The organism is Pseudonocardia nantongensis (assembly GCF_046546495.1).
Taxonomy (GTDB): domain Bacteria; phylum Actinomycetota; class Actinomycetes; order Mycobacteriales; family Pseudonocardiaceae; genus Pseudonocardia; species Pseudonocardia nantongensis.
This window is the reverse complement of record NZ_JBKGXT010000045.1, coordinates 1-3,852: the sequence shown is the minus strand read 5'-3', so window position 1 is coordinate 3,852 and position 3,852 is coordinate 1. Positions and strand designations below refer to the sequence as shown.

Annotated in this window: 3 protein-coding genes; 2 read left to right on the top strand and 1 reads right to left on the bottom strand. The window is 71.8% G+C overall.

What is annotated here, in order from left to right; genetic code table 11:
• Positions 1-1,176: molybdopterin cofactor-binding domain-containing protein (locus ACLFMI_RS26710; protein WP_410950728.1), on the top strand; the 1,176-nt coding region annotated here is incomplete at its 5' end.
• On the opposite strand, the gene ACLFMI_RS26705 is transcribed toward ACLFMI_RS26710, so the two are convergent.
• Entirely contained in the window at positions 1,113-1,607 is a 495-nt protein-coding gene (locus ACLFMI_RS26705; protein WP_458788596.1) for a hypothetical protein, read from the bottom strand. The two genes, ACLFMI_RS26710 and ACLFMI_RS26705, sit on opposite strands and share 64 nt — an antisense overlap.
• Positions 1,608-1,816: 209 nt before the next feature.
• On the opposite strand from ACLFMI_RS26705, the gene nhaA reads away from it, so the two are divergent.
• Positions 1,817-3,709 carry a Na+/H+ antiporter NhaA gene (nhaA, locus tag ACLFMI_RS26700; protein WP_410950726.1) on the top strand — a complete coding sequence of 631 codons (1,893 nt, stop codon included), beginning with the start codon at positions 1,817-1,819 and terminating at the stop codon, positions 3,707-3,709.
• Positions 3,710-3,852 lie beyond the last annotated feature (143 nt).

The following is a 3,852-nucleotide window of genomic DNA, read 5'->3' as shown; positions in this document are numbered from 1 at the left end:
CAGACCGCGACCTACAGCCGCTCGATGTATGCCACCCCGACCCGGCGCACGTCGCACCGTCTGGTGCCACTCGACGTCGGTGTCCCATCGTGGATGCGGGCGCCGGGGGAGGCGCCGGGCAGCTTCGCCGCCGAGGTGGCGATGGACGAGCTCGCCGTCGCCAGCGGGATCGATCCGGTCGAGCTGCGGATTCGCAACGACCCGGCGGTCAGCCCCGAGTCGGGGCTGCCGTTCTCCAGCCGCCACCTCGTGGACTGTCTGCGCCGGGGGGCCGACCGGTTCGCGTGGCAGCTGCGCGACCCGCAGCCGCGGGCCCGGATGGTCGAGGGCTGGTGGGTCGGGACCGGCATGGCCGCGTCGAGCTACCCGGTGTACAGCATGCCCGGTTCCTCGGCGGTGATCCGCTTCCACCTCGACCCGTTGCTGGACCCCGCGCTCGGCGCGTCCGGACGCTACGAGGTCGAACTCGCCGCGGCCGACATCGGCACCGGGGCCCGCACAGTCCTCACCCAGATCGCCGCCGACGCGCTCGGGGTGCGCCCGGAGACCGTGGACGTGGCCATCGGAGACACCGCCTTGCCGCCGGCGACGATCGCCGGGGGCTCGAGCGGGACGGCGTCCTGGGGCGCGACGATCGCCGACGCCGCGGACCGCTTCCGCGACAAGTGGGGCGACGATCCCGCCGACGGCGCGCAGGCCGACGGCTCCATGCCCGACAACCCCTACTCCGGCCGGTACGCCATGTCGGCCTACGGAGCGCACTTCTCGCAGGTGGCGGTACACGCCGACACCGGCGAGGTCCGAGTGCCGCGGATGCTGGGCGTGTTCGCCGCCGGACGGATCATCAACCCCGACACCGCCCGCTCGCAGCTCCTGGGCGGAATGACCATGGGCCTGTCGATGGCCCTGCACGAACAGAGCGTGCTCGACCCGCGTTTCGGCCACGTGATCAACCACGACCTGGCGAACTACCACATCACCGCCCACGCCGATGTCGGCACGATGGAGGCCGAGTGGATCGACGAAGAGGACCCTTACGTCAACCCGATGGGGTCGAAGGGTATCGGGGAGATCGGGATCGTTGGCGCCGCAGCCGCCATCGCCAACGCCACCTACCACGCGACCGGCACCCGGATACGGTCGGTGCCGATGACCGTTGACGACTTCGTCATGTGAATCGAGTTCGCCTCCGGGCCGTCGGCCGCGTCCTCGAGTGTCTCGGGGGATCCTGCCGCGGGGTCGGCCGAGGTGTCCGGGGCGGGAAGGGGCCGGTCGGTGGCGGTGGCACGGCTGCGCCCGACGACCCGGCGGGTACGGGCCGACCGGCGCTTCGCTTCAAGTCCTGGCTGCTCAGGACCGTGTTCGACGGTGTCGAACAGGCGGGCGGACGCCGCGGCGATCTCGGACTCGGTGACCGGATCGCTGCCGCGGGCCGCGACGCTCTCACGGGCGTGGGCCCAGGTCAGCTCGCCGAACGGGACCGGCCCGCTGCGCAGATGCGTCCAGGTGGCTTGGAGAAGGCCCTGCTCGTGACGGTTGCGCACCCAGATCGGGGAGATGGCGTAGGGGTCGTGATGGATCTGCCAGCGACCGTTCTTTCCGCTCACCCCGGAGTCTTGGCCGCGGTAGGAGTTCAGCGCGGGGCTGTCGTAGCGGCGTCGGCCGAGCTTGATCCCGTAGGAGTTGATCGGCCCGCCAGGTGGTCGGCAACAATTCGATGTAGTCGTCCGGGCCGAGCGGGACCGGGACGTAGCCAGCGACCGCGATCGACGGTAGCCGTAATCAGGAGCGAGGACATGTTCCCGAGGCAAACCCGATGACCGAGCCGGGAAAGGCCGAGCCGTTCGGGACACCGGGTCCCGGCGGCAGCCGATCGTTGCTTGACCAGGTCGCCGTCCCGCTACGTGCCGCCCTGAGCAGTCCCACCAGCGGGGCGGGAGTGATGCTGCTGGCCACGGTGGCCGCGTTGTTCTGGGCGAACTCGCCCTGGGCGCAGAGCTACGAGTCGTTCTGGTCGAGCGAGCTGGCGATCCGCGTCGCCGGCGCCGAGTTGAGCCTGGACCTGCAGCACTGGGTCAACGACGGGCTGATGGTGTTCTTCTTCTTCGTCGTCGGCCTCGAGGTCAAACGCGAACTGGCGATGGGAGAGCTGACCGACCGGTCCCGCGCCGCGGTGCCGCTGGCCGCGGCCCTGGCCGGGCTGGCCGTACCGGCCGCGCTCTACCTGGCGGTCAACCCCAGTGGGCCTGCCGCGCAGGCCTGGGGCGTGGTCATCTCCACCGACACCGCGTTCCTGCTCGGTGTGCTGGCTCTGGTCGGCCCGGCGTGTTCGGCGACGCTGCGGGTGTTCCTGCTGACCCTCGCCGTCGCCGACGACGTCGGAGCGCTGCTGATCATCGCGGCCTTCTACACCGAGGACCTCTCGCTCGGGCCGCTGCTGCTGGCCGGCGTGGGTGTGGGCGTGATGCTGCTGCTGCGCTACCTGCAGGTGTGGCGCGGACCCGCATACTTCGTCCTGGCCGTGCTGATCTGGGTGGCCACCCACGAGTCCGGGGTGCACCCGACGATCGCCGGTGTCGTGCTGGCCCTGCTGGCCCCGGCCTACCCGCCACGCCGCGGGGAGGTCGAGCACGCTGCGCGGCTGACCCGGGCGTTCCGGCAGTCCCCGAACCCGGACTTCGCCCGGGCCGCCCGGCTGAGCATCGACCGGTCGGTCTCGAGCAACGAGCGCCTGCACCGGCTGTACGAGCCGTGGAGCAGCTACGTCATCGTGCCCGTCTTCGCGCTCGCCAACGCCGGCGGCGCGGTGACCGCCGACTCGATCGCGGACGCGGCCCGCTCACCGATCACCATCGGCATCATCCTGGGGCTGGTCCTGGGCAAACTGCTCGGAATCACGCTCGGCACCTTCGGCGCGGTCCGGCTGGGGCTGGGCCGGCTGGTCCCGGGCGTCACCCGCGGCCAGGTCGTCGGTGGCGCCGCACTGTCCGGGCTGGGGTTCACGATCTCGCTGTTCATCGTCGACCTCGCCCTCGACGACCCGGCCCTGGCCGACCAGGCCCGGCTCGGTGTGCTGGCCGCCTCGCTGCTCGCCGCCCTGCTGGGATGGACGCTGTTCCGGGCGGCGGACCGCTTCGGCCCCCAGCGCAGCGGTCCGCCGACCGCACTCGACCCACCGGTCGACCCGGACCGCGATCACCTCAGCGGCCCCGTCGACGCCCCACTCACCCTCGTCGAGTACGGCGACTACGAATGTCCCTTCTGCGGGCGCGCGACCGGGGCCGTCGAGGAATTGCGCCACCGCCTCGGCGATCGACTGCGCTACGTCTACCGCCACGTCCCCCTCTCCGACGTCCACCCCGACGCCGAACTGGCCGCCCAGGCCGCCGAAGCCGCCGGTGCGCAAGGTCGCTTCTGGGACATGCACGACCGGCTCTTCGCCCATCAGGACGCGCTCACCGCCGACGACCTGCTCGCCCACGCCGAGGCGCTCGGCCTGGACGAGGCGAGGTTCGCCCGCGACCTGCAGGAGCACCGGCACGCCGGCCGGATCCGCGACGACACCGCATCTGCCGAGGCCGGCGGGGTGACCCGGACCCCGACCTTCTTCATCAACGGTCGACGCCACAACGGGCCCTTCGACGCCGGCACCCTGAGCCGCGCCCTGCTTGACGCCGGTGGCGACGACGTCCACCCACGGCGGACGTGAATCCGGGCTCAGCCCGGGGCGGCGATGCGTCCGAACCGGGACTTGCGGGGGCCGCGTGAACATGCAGGCCGAAGTGCTCGGAGAGCTCGCGACACAGGTTGACCCTGCGAACGCTGTTGCCGTGCACGTCGAGTCCGGGGCGA